Origin of the sequence: Acidovorax soli (assembly GCF_900107605.1) — a bacterium.
Lineage (GTDB): Bacteria > Pseudomonadota > Gammaproteobacteria > Burkholderiales > Burkholderiaceae_C > Acidovorax > Acidovorax soli.
The window spans coordinates 95,055-108,240 of record NZ_FNQJ01000002.1; the positions used below are offsets into that span (position 1 = coordinate 95,055).

Consider the following 13,186-nt stretch of genomic DNA (forward strand, 5'->3'; position numbering starts at 1 on the left):
GCGGGCACGGGGCTTGCTACCTATGATGGGCTCGCTTCCACCAGATCACCCGGTACACCATGGAACTCACTCCCAGAGAAAAAGACAAGCTCTTGATCTTCACCGCCGCCCTGCTGGCCGAGCGCCGCAAGGCCCGGGGGCTGAAGCTCAACTACCCCGAGGCCGTGGCCCTGATCAGCGCCGCCGTGATGGAAGGCGCGCGCGACGGCAAGACCGTGGCGCAGCTCATGAGCGCAGGCCGCACCGTGCTGACCCGCGCGGACGTGATGGAAGGCATCCCCGAGATGATTCCGGACATCCAGGTGGAGGCCACCTTCCCCGATGGCACCAAGCTCGTGACGGTGCACCAGCCGATCGTCTGATCCCTTCTATTCCCCTCTTCTCTCCGTGGAGCACCCATGCGCATCGCCCTCTCACACCGCCACACAGCCGCTCTTCTTTTCATAGCTGCCAGCGCAATCGGTAACAGCGCCAACGCCCATACCAGTGCTGAATCCCACATCCACAACAGCTTTCTGAGCGGCTTGGCCCACCCCCTGTTCGGGCTGGACCACCTGGCCGCCATGGTCGCAGTGGGCCTGTGGAGCGCCCTGGCCGCGCGCAGCGCCGGGCGCGATCTGCTGTGGGGCCCCGTGGGCTTTGCCGCCATGTTGCTGGTGGGCGCCGTGCTGGGCCTGCAGGGCGTGGCGCTGCCAGCGGTGGAGCCGATGATTGCGGCGTCGCTGCTGGTCACGGGCCTGCTGGTCGTGTCGCGCCTGCGTGTGCCCGGGCTGGTGGCGGCGCTGGGTGTGGGCGTGTTCGCCGTCTCCCACGGAGTGGCCCACGGCTACGAGCTGGCAGGCAGCGACAGCGCCTGGTTGACCCTGGCAGGCATGCTGACGGCCACCGTGCTGCTGCACAGCGCGGGCCTGGCGGCTGGCTGGGCTCTGCGCCACTGCCATGTGTGGCTGGCCCGCGCCGCAGGTGCCAGCGTGGCCATGCTGGGTGGCGCGCTGCTGGCGCAAATGGCCTGAGCATTCCCTCGAAGGAGCCTTCATGATCCCCGGCGAACTTTTCACCGAACCCGGCGAACACCTGCTCAACACCGGCCGCCGCACCCTGACGCTGGTGGTGCGCAACACCGGCGACCGGCCCATCCAGGTCGGCTCGCACTACCACTTTGCCGAAACGAACAACGCCCTGGGCTTTGACCGTGCCGCCGCGCGCGGCATGCGGCTGAACATTGCGTCGGGCACCGCCGTGCGCTTTGAGCCCGGCCAGGAGCGCACCGTGGAGCTGGTGGACTACGCGGGCGAGCGCCGGGTGTTCGGCTTCCAGGGCCTGACGCAGGGCGCGCTGTAGCAATTTCAAGCCAAATTGGCAGATAGCGCAGGTATTCATTGCCCAAGAAGCTATCAAAAACATAGTAACCGTTCTCACGGAGCACCCCACCCATGGCAACCATTGGACGACGCGCCTACGCCGAGATGTTCGGCCCCACCGTGGGCGACCGCGTGCGCCTGGCCGACACCGAACTCCTCCTCGAAGTGGAGGCCGACTACACCCTGCGCGCGGGCAGCTACGGCGAAGAGGTGAAGTTTGGCGGCGGAAAAACCATCCGCGACGGCATGGCGCAATCGCAGCGCAGCAACGCTCAGGGGGCTGTGGATACCGTGCTGACCAATGCGCTCGTTGTCGACCACACCGGCATCTTCAAGGCCGACATCGGCCTGCGCGCGGGCCGCATCGCCGCCATCGGCAAGGCGGGCAACCCCGACACGCAACCCGGCGTGGACATCATCATCGGCCCCGGCACCGAGGTCATCAGCTGCGAAGGCAACCTCGTCACCGCGGGCGGCATCGACAGCCACATCCACTTCATCTGCCCCCAGCAGGTGGAAGAAGCCCTGGCCAGCGGCGTGACCACCATGCTGGGCGGCGGCACCGGCCCTGCCACGGGTACGCTGGCCACCACCTGCACATCCGGCCCCTTCAACATGGAGCGCATGCTGCAGGCCGCCGATGCCTTCCCCATGAACCTGGGCTTCCTCGGCAAGGGCAACGCCAGCCTGCCCGATGCGCTGCACGAACAGATCAACGCAGGCGCCATTGGCCTCAAGCTGCACGAAGACTGGGGCACCACCCCATCGGCCATCAGCAACTGCCTGGATGTGGCAGAGGAAACCGACACGCAGGTCGCCATCCACAGCGACACGCTCAACGAATCGGGCTTTGTGGAGAACACCATCGCCGCCGTGGGCGGGCGCGGCATCTGCGCCTTCCACACCGAAGGTGCGGGCGGCGGGCACGCGCCCGACATCCTGCGCGTGGTGGGCGAGGCGAACTTTCTGCCATCGTCCACCAACCCCACCATGCCCTACACCCAGAACACGCTGGACGAGCATGTGGACATGCTCATGGTGTGCCACCACCTCGACGCCAGCATTGCCGAAGACCTGGCCTTTGCCGAAAGCCGCATCCGCAAGGAAACCATTGCAGCCGAGGACATCCTGCACGACCTGGGCGCCATCAGCATGATGAGCAGCGACAGCCAGGCCATGGGCCGTGTGGGCGAAGTCATCCTGCGCACCTGGCAGACCGCGCACAAGATGAAGCTGCAGCGCGGCAGCCTGCAAGGCGACAGCGCGCGAAAGGACAACACGCGCATCAAGCGCTACGTGGCCAAATACACCATCAACCCCGCGATTGCCCATGGCATCAGCCACGAGGTGGGCTCCATCGAGGTCGGCAAGTGGGCCGACATCGTGATCTGGAAGCCCGCGTTCTTCGGCGTCAAGCCCGCGCTCATACTGAAAGGCGGCCTGATCGCGATGGCTGCGATGGGCGACCCAAACGCTTCCATTCCCACGCCGCAGCCCGTGCACTACCGGCCCATGTTCGGCGCCTTTGGTGGTGCCATCGCCAGGACCTCGCTGACCTTTGTCTCGCAAGCCGGCCTGAACGCGGGCATTGGCGAGCGCTTTGGCCTGGCCAAGCGACTATCAGCCGTGCGCAACATCCGCGGCGTGCGCAAGCAGCACATGGTGCACAACAGCTACACGCCCCGGATGGAAGTGGACGCGCAGACCTACACCGTGCGCGCAGATGGACAATTGCTCACCTGCGAACCCGCCACGGTGTTGCCGATGGCGCAGCGCTATTTCCTTTTCTGACGCTCCGTCCATGATCCAGGTCTCCAAACTCATCCCCCAGGGCCAAGGCCTTGCTCCCGTTTTGCTCAAGCGCGCCACCACGGTCGATCTGGACTGGGACATTCGCCAGAAAAGCCGCTTTGCGGCCACCGATTCGGCAGGCCGAGAACTGGGCATCTTTTTGCCACGCGGCACCGTGGTGCGCGGCGGCGATGTGCTGGTGGCCGAAGACGGCTCGCTGGTGCGCGTGCTGGCTGCGCCGCAGCCGGTGCTGGTCATCACGCACTGCGCCAACCATGGCGCCCCTTTCGATCTGACCCGCGCCGCCTACCACCTGGGCAACCGCCACGTGCCCATCGAACTGCAGCCCGACCACCTCAAGATCGAGCCCGACCATGTGCTGGCCGAGATGCTGCGCGCCATGCATCTGATCGTGAACGAACAGCAGCTGCCGTTTGAGCCCGAAGGCGGTGCGTATGCGGCGGGGCATGGCGGCGGGCACCACGCCCACAGTGAACACGGGCATGACCATGGGCACGGCCATTCGCACGGGCAGGGGCCGGCAGCTGCACCCACTCGCGTCCGCGCTGTGGCCATTCCGGTGGTCGCACCAGGCCATGTGCATGGCCCGCACTGCAACCACTGAGCCAGCGGAGCGCCTGCATGCGTACAGACCGCACCGCCCCCCTGCCCGCGGCCAGCCTGCTGCAGCTCATGTGGCTCGCCTCCCCCGCGCTGCCCGTGGGCGGGTTCTCGTATTCCGAAGGGCTGGAAAGCGCCATTGAAAACGCAAACCTTTCCACCGAAGCCGCAGTGGCCAACTGGCTGCTCGACCAGTTGCACATCACCCAGTCGCGCGGCGACATGGCCCTGATCGCCAAGGCCGTAGGCGCCTGGCGCCGTGGGGACATGACCCAAGTGCAAGCGCTCAACGACTGGGTACAACACACCCGCGAGACCAGCGAGCTGCGCTTGCAGACAGAGCAAATGGGCCGGTCGATGGCCGACTGGCTGCGCAACCAGCACCAGGACGACGAAGCCCTGATGCCGGCCGTGCGCCACCTGGCGGCACTTCCACCCACTTACCCCGTGGCTTTTGCGCTGGCCGCATCCACCACCCAGGCGCCCGTGCGCGCAGTGCTGCTGGCCTACGCCTTTGGCTGGGCCGAGAACATGGTGCAGGCCGCACTCAAATCCATGCAGCTGGGCCAAAGCGCGGGCCAGCGCATCCTGGCCCGGCTGGCTGACGCCATCCCCGATGCCGCAGACCATGCGATCGGCCTGATGGACAGCGAACGGCAGGCCTTCTCGCCCATGCTGGCCATCCTGTCGGCCCAGCACGAAACCCAATACTCCCGCCTCTTCCGATCATGAGCACCCTGCACCACATCCCGAACCGCACCAAGAACCTGCCCCCCCTGCGCGTGGGCATTGGCGGCCCCGTTGGCTCAGGCAAAACCACACTGCTGGAAATGCTGTGCAAGACCATGCGCGATGACTACGACCTCATCGCCATCACCAACGACATCTACACCAAGGAAGACCAGCGCCTGCTCACGGTGAGCGGCGCCCTGCCCGCCGAGCGCATCCTGGGCGTGGAGACCGGCGGCTGCCCCCATACTGCCATCCGCGAAGACTGCTCCATCAACCTCGAAGCCATCGACCGCATGCTGGGCGAGTTCCCCAACGCCGATATCGTGTTCGTCGAAAGCGGCGGCGACAACCTGGCAGCCACCTTCAGCCCCGAGCTGAGCGATCTGACCATCTACGTCATCGACGTGGCCGCTGGCGAGAAAATCCCCCGCAAGGGCGGCCCCGGCATCACCAAGAGCGACCTGTTCGTCATCAACAAGACCGACCTGGCCCCGCATGTGGGTGCCGACCTGGAGGTGATGCGCGCCGATACCGTGCGCATGCGCACCAACGCCCAAGGTCTCAAGCCCTTTGTGATGACCAACCTCAAAACCCTGGCGGGCGTGGCCGACGTGGTGAAGTTCATCGAAACACGGGGCATGCTGCAGAAACCGGCACCCGCAGCGCAATAACAGACTCCATAAAAAGGCGGAAATGGCCGCGATGCCGCGCCATGCCCAGCGATTGACAGACGGGCGAACGGATCGACCAGCGAGGCCTGCGTGACGGCACCGGGCGCCACGGTGCCCGCGCGGCGGGGGGCGCGGGCGGCTCGTTGACCGGTTGGAGCTCAAGAACCGGCTTCTTCAAAACCGTTCGTACGATGGGTTGACGCTACTGATCAACATTGCCTTAGCGCTTTGCGCAGTTCGCCCACGGGCTTGGCATAGATGCCTCCTCATATCCCGTCGAACATCCTTGAGAAGTTCCCGCACTCCTGGGCCAACAGGCAAATGGAGGAAACCAGGATGCTCTTGCGCTGTGGCTTATAGACAGCGGCGTAAGGCACCTCAGGGTTGGGCACGTCGATATCGACCGTTTGCAGAGCTCCCGCATCGACCAGTGGCTGCAAGCACTCCAGTGGCATGTAGCTCACGCCCATGCCCGCGACGGTCAGGCCGATCAGAGGCAGCAGGCTGTTGGTGATGATGGGGGGCTCGATACGTGCGACCAGGTTTTCGTTCAGCCAGTGGTCCATGATGACGCCGAGCCCCGAAGTGTCGCCCTGCATCAACAAAGTGTGCGACGCCAGTTCCTGAACGCTCAGCGGCCCTTGCTTGCGCACCAACCCTGGCTTGCACATCCAGGTGAATCTGGCGCTTTGCAAGCGCTTGGAAGCCAGGCGATCATGGCTGAACGCATCGGGGACGATCACCAGATCGAGCGCGTCGGCCTGCAGCTTGTCGCGCAGCCGGGTGGCTGAATCCACGTCCGGCTCGATCGTCACCTGCGGATACATGGCGCGCACGCGGCCCAACAAGCGGGGTAGCCAGGTCATGGCGACCAGCTCGGTAATGCCGATGCGGACACGCCGCACCATCGCTTCGGGGTTGACCAGGCTCTCTAGCGCTGCATCGCGCTGCGCAAGCAGCCGCTGCGCCGTCAACAGCACCTGCTGGCCTTTCTCCGTCAGCCGTGCATGGCGCAGGCTGCGGTCAAACAACTCGTCGCCGAGCAGCGATTCCAGTTCCTTGACCCGCTTGGAGACCGCAGCCTGGCTGGTGTGCAAGCGTAGAGCGGCGGCGCCGAAACTGCCTTCGCGATCGATCCAATAAATCGCTTCGAGCTGCTTGAACGAGAACATGGTGTGGGAAAACCCTCTCTTTTGATAACTAAAAGCGATTTTAATCATAAATTAAATATCGCTTTTTTTCATTCATATCTACAGAAAGAATCGGCCTCACAGTGTTTGCTCCGCTTTGAACATGAACGCAATACAGAACCCTTTTCCCACTCCCGCTCCGAGCGATGTCGTCTCCGCGCTGCACGGCATCGTGGTCTCGCACCTCAGCGATAACTTGGCACGCTTGAGTGGAGTCACCGGACTGCGGCGCATCCACCGCCAGCGCAAACTCGTCGGCACGGCGGTGACCGTGAAGGTCCGCCCCGGCGACAACCTGCTGATCTACAAGGCACTCACGCTCGGACAGCCCGGGCATGTGCTGGTGGTCGATGGCGGGGGGGACCTCACCAACGCCCTGGTCGGCGAGCTGATCCTGCTGTATGCACGGCAGCGCGGCTTCAGTGGATTTGTGATCGATGGCGCCGTGCGCGACAGCGCGGCCTTCGCTGAAGCCGACTTTCCCTGCTACGCCCGCGGCGTCAGCCACCGTGGTCCCTACAAGCAGGGCCCCGGCGCGCTCAATGTGCCGGTAACCGTAGGGGGGCAGGTCATTCATCCGGGAGACCTGGTCGTGGGGGATGAAGACGGCGTCGTCTCCTTCAGCCAATCACAAGCCGCAGCGCTGATTGAGGCCGCACGCAAGACCGCTGCACACGAGGAAGCCGTCAAACGCGAGATCGCGACGGGCAAGGTCGAGCAGTCATGGCTAGACAAGGTGCTCATCCCCGCAGGCCTTTGAGTTCAAACAATACACATCAAGGAGACGTACCATGAAAACCCTTCGCATGACACGCCGCTGCATTGCCGCGGCCCTCACTTTGTTCGCTGGCACGGGCTTTTCGCTTGGTGCTGCGGCAGCGTACCCCGATAGGCCGATCCGCATCGTCGTGCCCTGGTCGCCTGGCGGCGCAACGGATGTGATTGCACGCACGATTGGCCAGCACCTGAGTCAGTCACTGGGCCAGCCGGTCGTAGTGGACAACAAACCCGGTGCTGGCGGCAACATTGGTACCGCCGCGGTGACACGCGAGCACGCCGATGGCTACACCCTGCTGATGGGCACCAGCAGCACCAACGCTGTCAACCCCAGTCTGTACAAGCGACTGCCGTTCGATCCAGTCAAAGACTTCTCTGCGGTCGCGTTCATTGCGACGGTGCCGAATGTGCTCGTCGTGCCGGCGCAATCGCAGTTCAAAAATGTGCAGGACATCATCGCCACGGCCAAGGCATCGCCGGGCAAGATCACTTATGGTTCCGCGGGCAATGGTTCATCGCAGCATCTGGCCGGCTCAATGTTCGTCAAGGCAACCGGCCTGCAACTGATCCACGTGCCTTATAAGGGTTCGGGTCCGGCTGCCTCGGACCTTATCGCCAAACACCTCGATTTGATGATCGACACGGGCTCCATGCCACATATCAAGGGAGGCAACCTGCGTGCCCTGGCTGTTGCAGCATCGGAGCGCCTGCCGGCGCTGCAGAACGTCCCGACCTTTGACGAGGCGGGTGTCAGAGGCTTTTACGCATCTGCCTGGTATGGCGTCATGGCTCCCGCGGGGACGCCGGAAGAAATCGTGCAGCGGCTCAACACCGAAATCAACGCGATCCTCAGGCGCCCCGATGTGCTGCAGCGCCTCTCTGACTTCGGCGCAGTGGTGCGCCCTGAATCGCCGCAGGCGTTTGGAAAGTTCATGCACAGTGAAATCCAACGCTACAAGAAAATTGTGGAGGACTCCGGCGCAGCGATCGAATAGACATCATGGTCATGTTGCGCGCTGCGCAGTACCAATCAGATGCAGTTGAATGGGCACATGGCGGGACTCCGCCGGCACGGCGGCACACCCGCAGAGCGAAGCCAGCGGACTCAGGCGCCCCGGTTGCGCATCCAGTCGGCCGTGCCCATGAAACTCTCGCGCAGCCGGGCGCGCAGGGCTTCGGGCACGCCGGTTTCTCCCATGGCCTGGTCCATGCAAGCGACCCACTGGTCACGCTCCTTGATGCCGATGGAAAACGGCATGTGGCGCATGCGCAGGCGCGGATGGCCAAACCGGCTTTGGTAGTGGTCCGGGCCACCCAGCCAGCCGCAGAGAAACCAGAATAGCTTCTCTCTTGCGCTGGCCAGATGACTGCCGTGGGCCGCGCGCAGTTCGGCATATGCAGGCTCCAGGTCCATGAGGTCATAGAAACGCTCGACCAGGGCGTGGACGCGCTCTTCCCCGCCAATCCAGGCATAGGGGGTGTCGGCGGGCGTGCTGACGGGTGGTTTGTCGTTGGTAGGCATCGGGATGGCAAAGGACTTACGAAAAATTACCTCAGCGGTTTTCCGCTGTCGCTGAGAAAGGGGCCAGACTTTACACAGCGCCCCCTGCGACAAGGCCCTCGGCACAGAACTGTGGAGCCAAAGCTGCGCTCTAACCACCATTCTGAACACCACCGAAAGGCCCCACCATGCGGCAAAACCTGAAAAGAACGGCGACTCGCCTGGCGTTTTCACTGCTGGCAGTGTCTGCGGTGGGTGGCTGCGCAGTCTACGCTCCTGCCCCCGACCCTTATTCCTACTATGGCACGGACGCCTATGGCCAAGCCTTCTATGCGCCCCCACCCACCTACCCAGTCCCGCATTACTACGGCCCCGCGTACATGGGGCCGCCGGTTTTCTGGAACTTTGGCCTGGGCTATTGGAGTGGCGGTGGCCGGGGTGGGCCTCCCGGGGGCCGTGGCCATCATGGCGGCGGACGCCGCTGACCCGGTGTTCCGAGTTGGAAATTCGTTTCATAAAGATGCCGAAATCGCCGCCATGCTGCGTTGCAAATCCTCGCGATAACTACAGCTATCGCTGCGGTTTGCGCCTTGCCTGACAGCGATTTCGACATCTTTATTTCATCAACGAACTTCCAACCCGGGACACTCGCGGCACACCGCTCACACGCTGCGCGCACGGCCTGTCATTCAGCAGCTCGGCGCAAGGTATCCACGACGGGCCGCAGCAGCACATCGCGCAGCCCCCACCAGCCAGCCGCCAGCGCCAGCACGGCACCGACCAAGGCCCCCGCCAGTGGCACCCAGGGTGCGGCGGTCCAGGCGAAATCGAACACATAGCGCGCCAGGGCCCAGCCCACGGCCACGGCCACGCAACTGGCCAGAAGACCTGCCAGCAGGCCCACGCCCATCAGCTCGGCGCGCTGCACCTGGCGCAGCAGGCCGGCGCGGGCCCCGACGGCGCGCATGATGGCGAATTCGCGCGCACGCTCCTCGCGCGTGGCCGTGACGGCGGCAAACAGCACCACCAGACCGGCCGCCAGCGTGAAGGCGAACAGGAACTCCACCGCCTGGATCACCTGTTCCAGCACGCGCTGCACCTGGGCAATGGTGGCGCCCATGTCCACGTTGGTGATGTTGGGAAACTGCCGCACCAGAGCGTTGTCGAAGCCCGCCTTGTCGGGCGCGCGGTAGGCGGCAAGATAGGTCACCGGCACATCCTGGAGGCTGGCCACGGGATACATCACGAAGAAATTGGCGCGCATGGAACCCCAGTCCACCTTGCGCAGGCTGGTGATGCGGGCTTCGTTCTGCACACCGCCCATGTCGAACCGCAGGCGGTCGCCCAGCTTCAGGCCCAGGGTTTGTGCAATGCCCTCTTCCACGCTGATGGCACCCTCTTCGCCGGGCGTCCATTGGCCGGCCACCACCTGGTTGTGGCCGGGCTGGTCAACCGCGGTGGAAAGGTTGAACTCGCGGTCCACCAGGCGCTTGGCGCGCTCTTCGGTGTAGCTGTCGGGGCCCACGGACTGGCCGTTCACGGCCAGCAGGCGGCCGCGAATCATCGGGTACCAGTCGTAGCGGGCCACACCCGCGTCTTTCAGCACCTGCTGGAAGGCCTCAGCCTGATCGGGCATGACGTTGATGACGAAGCGGTTGGGCGCATCGGGCGGTGTGGCCTTGCGCCAGCTGGCAATCAGGTCGGTGCGCAGCAGCACCAGCAGCACCAGCGCCAGCAGCCCCACGGCCAGGCTGCTGACCTGCACCACTGCATAGCCTGGGCGGGCCGAGATCTGCCGCGTCGCCAGCACCAGCCAGCGCGGCGCGGTGGATTCATTGACGCTTTGGCGCAGCAGCTTCACCGCCACCCAGCTCAGCAGCGCAAACAGCGCCACGGCGCCGGCAAAGCCGCCCACGGCAATCAGGCCCAGCACCAGATCGCTGCTGACGGCCAGCAGCAATGCCGCAAAACCTGCCACGCCCACCGCCAGCACCGCCAGCGATACAGGCTTGAGCCCGCCCATGTCGCGCCGGATCACGCGCAGCGGCGGCACCTGGGCCAGTTGCAGCACCGGCGGCAGACCGAAGGCCAGCAGCAGCGTCAGGCCCATGCCCAGGCCAAACGCCACGGGCCACAGGCTGGGCGCGGGCAAAGCCGACTCCACCAGCCCTGCCAGCAGCAGCACGAAAACGTTGTGCACCAGGTAACCGAGCGCCACGCCCAGGGCACTGGCAAACAGCCCGACCAGCGCGAACTCGGTGGTGTAGGCGCCTGCGATGGCGCGCTGGCTCTGGCCGAGCACGCGCAGCATGGCCGAGGCATCGAGATGGTCGGCCGCAAAGCCCCTGGCCGCCAGCGCCACGGCCACGGCCGACAGCAGGGCCGCCAGCAGGGCCACCAGGTTGAGGAACTTCTGGGCGCGGTCCAGCGTCTGGCGCATCTCGGGGCGGCCGCTTTCGAGCGACTCCACGCGCACGCCGTGCACCTCGGGTTTCTTTGCCTCGGCGGCAGCCCATTCGCTGAAGGCCTTGACGGCAGCGGGCGAACCGGCCACGGCAAAACGGTAGGTCAGGCGGCTGGCCGGCTGCACCAGTCCGGTGGCCGGCACGTCGGCCTGGTTGATCATGGCGCGCGGCGCAAAGCTCATGAAGCCGGCACCCCGGTCGGGCTCCACCACGATGATGCGCGCAATGCGCAGCTGTGCATCGCCCAGCAGCAGCATGTCGCCCATGGCGAGGTTCAGCGCTTCCAGCAAGGGCGCATCGACCCAGACCTCGCCCGGCGCAGGAACATCGCGGGTGACCTCTGCCAGGGCATCGGGCGAGTCGGCCACCTGCAGATTGCCGCGCAAGGGATAGCCCGGCGCCACGCTCTTGAGGGCCACCAGCTTGGTGGCACCACCCTGCAGATCACTGGCCCGGCCCATGGTGGGAAAGCCCATGGTCGTCACGGCCTGCAGGCCCAGCGCCCGGGCGCGCTCGGCAAAGGCGGGGGGCGTGGGGTTGTCGCTGGCCACCACGGCATCGCCACCCAGCAACTGCAGGGCGTCGCGCTCCAGCCCCCCCTGCAGCCGGTCTGCAAAAAAGCCCACCGACGTCAGCGCGGCCACCGCCAGCGTGACGGCCACCATGAGCAGGCGCAACTCTCCGGCCCGCAGATCACGTGCCAGGGTGCGCAGCCCCAGGCGAAAGAAGGACAGATTCATGGGAGCGGACCTTAGCGCAATTGCGCTGCCGAAGCGGCTTTAGGGATTTGCCGCAGCCAGTTCGGTTTGCAGCAGCAGGCGGTCGGCACCGCTGTAGCAGACGAAGCGCCGGTTGGTTGCGCGGCCAATGGTGCACAGGCCGAGCTGCTGCGCCACGGCATGGCCCATCTGCGTCATGCCGCTGCGCGAGACCACGATGGGCACGCCCATCTGCGCCGACTTGATGACCATCTCGCTGGTCAGCCGGCCCGTGGTGTAGAAGACCTTGTCGCCGCCCGCCATGTCGCCTGCCTGCATCCACATCCAGCCGGCGATGGTGTCGATGGCGTTGTGCCGGCCCACGTCTTCCACGAACGTGAGCAGTTCCTCGCCGCGAAACAGCGCGCAGCCATGCACCGAGCCGGCGGACTTGTAGGTGCTTTCCTTGAGGCGAATCGCGTTGACGATGCCGTAAAGCTGCGCCTGCGTGAGCTGCGCTGCCGGCAGCGCGATACGGTCCACCTCGTCCATCAGCCCACCGAACACGCTGCCCTGCCCACAGCCGGTGGTGATCACCCTGGCCGCCGTGCGTTCTTCGATGCGCTCGATGCCGCTGCGGGTCTTGACGGCTGCAGCGTTGACCTCCCAGTCGACGGTGATGGATTCGATGTCGTGCACCGATTGCACCAGCCGCTGGTTGCGCAGGTAGCCCAGCACCAGCAGCTCGGGCAGCGCACCCAGTGTCATCAGCGTGACGAGCTCGCGCTTGTCCACATACACGGTCAACGGGCGTTCGGCGGGAATATGCACCTGCTCGCGTTCACCGCGCTCGTTCACCACCTCCACGGCGTGGGTCAGGGGGGCTTGTGCCTGGGTCAGGCGCGGCAAGGCGGGGGCCGCAAGATCGGGTACGTCAGTCATGCGATCAGCGTGCACGCATTCCTCGCCAGTCCGTCGCAGGACTGGGGGAATATCGACACGAACTCAGGGCTTGGGCGCCGACGCTGCAGGCATGAGCGTGCTGGGCGGGCTGCTGGCGGTACCGGGTGGCGAATGGGCACCCGAAGCTTCGAGCGGTTTGGCGGCCGGCGGGGTGTAGGCAAAAGGACCCGGATCGGTGCACCCGCTGGTGGCCACGGCGGGCTTGGCATCCTTGGCCGTGCGCCGGTAGTGCGCAGCCACCTTGTCCTGCGACTGGCAGAGCTTGTAGCTGTCCACCTTGCCGCTCCAGGCGGCCTTGGCAGCAGTCTCGGCGGCCTTGGCCTGTGCTTCAGGCGTGGGCGCTGGCAGCTTGGCAAGTGCCATGGAAGATGCGCCGGCCACCAGGAAGGCCAGCAGGGAATGGTGCATGCTCATTT

14 protein-coding genes are annotated in these 13,186 nt (G+C 65.3%); 9 read left to right on the forward strand and 5 right to left on the reverse strand.

Going from position 1 to position 13,186, the window contains the following annotated elements; all coding sequences use genetic code 11:
- Positions 1–59: 59 nt before the first annotated feature.
- The 7 genes from BLW02_RS02175 to ureG all read left to right on the forward strand — a co-directional run bounded on the left by BLW02_RS02175 (position 60) and on the right by ureG (position 5,176).
- The gene (locus BLW02_RS02175) at positions 60–362 is read left to right on the forward strand and encodes an urease subunit gamma (protein ID WP_026434656.1); all 303 of its coding nucleotides are present in this window, start codon (positions 60–62) and stop codon (positions 360–362) included.
- Positions 363–398: 36 nt separating this feature from the next.
- Positions 399–1,013, forward strand: a complete 615-nt coding sequence (locus BLW02_RS02180; RefSeq protein ID WP_092696812.1) for a HupE/UreJ family protein — start codon at positions 399–401, stop codon at positions 1,011–1,013.
- A gap of 22 nt (positions 1,014–1,035) precedes the next feature.
- Positions 1,036–1,341 (forward strand): urease subunit beta, encoded by a 306-nt coding sequence (locus BLW02_RS02185; protein WP_092696813.1) that lies wholly within the window; start codon positions 1,036–1,038, stop codon positions 1,339–1,341.
- Between the two features lie 92 nt (positions 1,342–1,433).
- Positions 1,434–3,152 carry an urease subunit alpha gene (gene ureC / locus BLW02_RS02190; protein ID WP_092696814.1) on the forward strand — a complete coding sequence of 573 codons (1,719 nt, stop codon included), beginning with the start codon at positions 1,434–1,436 and terminating at the stop codon, positions 3,150–3,152.
- A 10-nt stretch (positions 3,153–3,162) separates the two neighbouring features.
- Entirely contained in the window at positions 3,163–3,777 is a 615-nt protein-coding gene (ureE, locus tag BLW02_RS02195) for an urease accessory protein UreE (RefSeq protein ID WP_092696815.1), read from the forward strand.
- A gap of 17 nt (positions 3,778–3,794) precedes the next feature.
- Positions 3,795–4,505: an urease accessory protein UreF gene (locus BLW02_RS02200; RefSeq protein ID WP_092696816.1), complete on the forward strand. Its 711-nt coding sequence runs from the start codon at positions 3,795–3,797 to the stop codon at positions 4,503–4,505.
- On the forward strand, positions 4,502–5,176 hold the full coding sequence (gene ureG / locus BLW02_RS02205) for an urease accessory protein UreG (RefSeq protein ID WP_092696817.1): 675 nt from the start codon (positions 4,502–4,504) through the stop codon (positions 5,174–5,176). Before BLW02_RS02200 ends, ureG begins: the two co-directional genes overlap by 4 nt.
- A 266-nt stretch (positions 5,177–5,442) precedes the next feature.
- Here the strand turns inward: ureG and BLW02_RS02210 are convergent, their stop codons facing one another.
- Positions 5,443–6,348, reverse strand: coding sequence for a LysR family transcriptional regulator (locus tag BLW02_RS02210; protein WP_026434663.1), 906 nt, complete (start codon positions 6,346–6,348; stop codon positions 5,443–5,445).
- A gap of 121 nt (positions 6,349–6,469) precedes the next feature.
- On the opposite strand from BLW02_RS02210, the gene BLW02_RS02215 reads away from it, so the two are divergent.
- Entirely contained in the window at positions 6,470–7,126 is a 657-nt protein-coding gene (locus BLW02_RS02215; RefSeq protein ID WP_034711470.1) for an RraA family protein, read from the forward strand.
- Between the two features lie 31 nt (positions 7,127–7,157).
- Positions 7,158–8,138 (forward strand): Bug family tripartite tricarboxylate transporter substrate binding protein, encoded by a 981-nt coding sequence (locus tag BLW02_RS02220; RefSeq protein WP_026434665.1) that lies wholly within the window; start codon positions 7,158–7,160, stop codon positions 8,136–8,138.
- 110 nt (positions 8,139–8,248) lie between these two features.
- Here BLW02_RS02220 and BLW02_RS02225 read toward each other — a convergent pair whose 3' ends face one another.
- From BLW02_RS02225 to BLW02_RS02245, 4 genes are all read right to left on the reverse strand, one after another.
- A complete protein-coding gene (locus tag BLW02_RS02225) occupies positions 8,249–8,665 on the reverse strand; it encodes a group II truncated hemoglobin (RefSeq protein ID WP_026434666.1) in 417 nt (138 codons plus the stop codon).
- A gap of 664 nt (positions 8,666–9,329) precedes the next feature.
- The gene (locus tag BLW02_RS02235; protein WP_092696818.1) at positions 9,330–11,849 is read right to left on the reverse strand and encodes an ABC transporter permease; all 2,520 of its coding nucleotides are present in this window, start codon (positions 11,847–11,849) and stop codon (positions 9,330–9,332) included.
- Positions 11,850–11,888: 39 nt separating this feature from the next.
- Positions 11,889–12,749, reverse strand: coding sequence for a formate dehydrogenase accessory sulfurtransferase FdhD (locus BLW02_RS02240; RefSeq protein WP_092696819.1), 861 nt, complete (start codon positions 12,747–12,749; stop codon positions 11,889–11,891).
- A 63-nt stretch (positions 12,750–12,812) separates the two neighbouring features.
- A complete protein-coding gene (locus BLW02_RS02245; RefSeq protein ID WP_244273595.1) occupies positions 12,813–13,184 on the reverse strand; it encodes a hypothetical protein in 372 nt (123 codons plus the stop codon).
- Between the last annotated feature and the right edge of the window lie 2 nt (positions 13,185–13,186).

Excerpts from the sequence above, each read along its gene's own strand:
- BLW02_RS02175 (WP_026434656.1), top strand. The coding sequence starts at position 60 with ATGGAACTCACTCCCAGAGAAAAAGACAAGCTCTTGATCTTCACCGCC.
- BLW02_RS02180 (WP_092696812.1), top strand. The coding sequence starts at position 399 with ATGCGCATCGCCCTCTCACACCGCCACACAGCCGCTCTTCTTTTCATA.
- BLW02_RS02185 (WP_092696813.1), top strand. The coding sequence starts at position 1,036 with ATGATCCCCGGCGAACTTTTCACCGAACCCGGCGAACACCTGCTCAAC.
- ureC (WP_092696814.1), top strand. The coding sequence starts at position 1,434 with ATGGCAACCATTGGACGACGCGCCTACGCCGAGATGTTCGGCCCCACC.
- ureE (WP_092696815.1), top strand. The coding sequence starts at position 3,163 with ATGATCCAGGTCTCCAAACTCATCCCCCAGGGCCAAGGCCTTGCTCCC.
- BLW02_RS02200 (WP_092696816.1), top strand. The coding sequence starts at position 3,795 with ATGCGTACAGACCGCACCGCCCCCCTGCCCGCGGCCAGCCTGCTGCAG.
- ureG (WP_092696817.1), top strand. The coding sequence starts at position 4,502 with ATGAGCACCCTGCACCACATCCCGAACCGCACCAAGAACCTGCCCCCC.
- BLW02_RS02210 (WP_026434663.1), bottom strand. The coding sequence starts at position 6,348 with ATGTTCTCGTTCAAGCAGCTCGAAGCGATTTATTGGATCGATCGCGAA.
- BLW02_RS02215 (WP_034711470.1), top strand. The coding sequence starts at position 6,470 with ATGAACGCAATACAGAACCCTTTTCCCACTCCCGCTCCGAGCGATGTC.
- BLW02_RS02220 (WP_026434665.1), top strand. The coding sequence starts at position 7,158 with ATGAAAACCCTTCGCATGACACGCCGCTGCATTGCCGCGGCCCTCACT.
- BLW02_RS02225 (WP_026434666.1), bottom strand. The coding sequence starts at position 8,665 with ATGCCTACCAACGACAAACCACCCGTCAGCACGCCCGCCGACACCCCC.
- BLW02_RS02235 (WP_092696818.1), bottom strand. The coding sequence starts at position 11,849 with ATGAATCTGTCCTTCTTTCGCCTGGGGCTGCGCACCCTGGCACGTGAT.
- BLW02_RS02240 (WP_092696819.1), bottom strand. The coding sequence starts at position 12,749 with ATGACTGACGTACCCGATCTTGCGGCCCCCGCCTTGCCGCGCCTGACC.
- BLW02_RS02245 (WP_244273595.1), bottom strand. The coding sequence starts at position 13,184 with ATGAGCATGCACCATTCCCTGCTGGCCTTCCTGGTGGCCGGCGCATCT.